The organism is Sulfitobacter sp. HI0129 (assembly GCF_001635395.1).
GTDB lineage: Bacteria > Pseudomonadota > Alphaproteobacteria > Rhodobacterales > Rhodobacteraceae > Sulfitobacter.
Genome location: NZ_LWGH01001008.1, coordinates 1 through 302 on the forward strand (window position 1 = coordinate 1; position 302 = coordinate 302).

General features: G+C 64.2%; 1 protein-coding gene. It reads left to right on the forward strand.

Going from position 1 to position 302, the window contains the following annotated elements:
* Nucleotides 1-122: 122 nt before the first annotated feature.
* A partial coding sequence (locus A3764_RS21775; RefSeq protein ID WP_150122394.1) for an FAD-dependent oxidoreductase occupies nt 123-302 on the forward strand: 180 nt, incomplete at its 3' end.

Below are 302 nucleotides of genomic sequence, written 5' to 3' on the forward strand. Positions count from 1 at the left end.
CTGCGCCGGTTGCAGGGGGCGCACGCGGCCTGAAGGCTTCTGTCTTGCGCAACTGTGGTTGTCGCGGTCGGGGAGATGGTTTAACGGTAAACTAGTTTCCCCACCAACCGCGAGGTCCCGGAATGGCTGCAAAATCCTATGATGTGATCGTGATCGGCGCAGGGCCGGGCGGCTATGTCGCCGCAATCCGGGCCGCGCAGCTTGGCCTGTCGGTCGCGGTGGTGGAGCGTGAGCATCTTGGCGGTATCTGCCTCAACTGGGGGTGCATCCCCACCAAGGCGCTGCTGCGCTCGTCAGAGGTC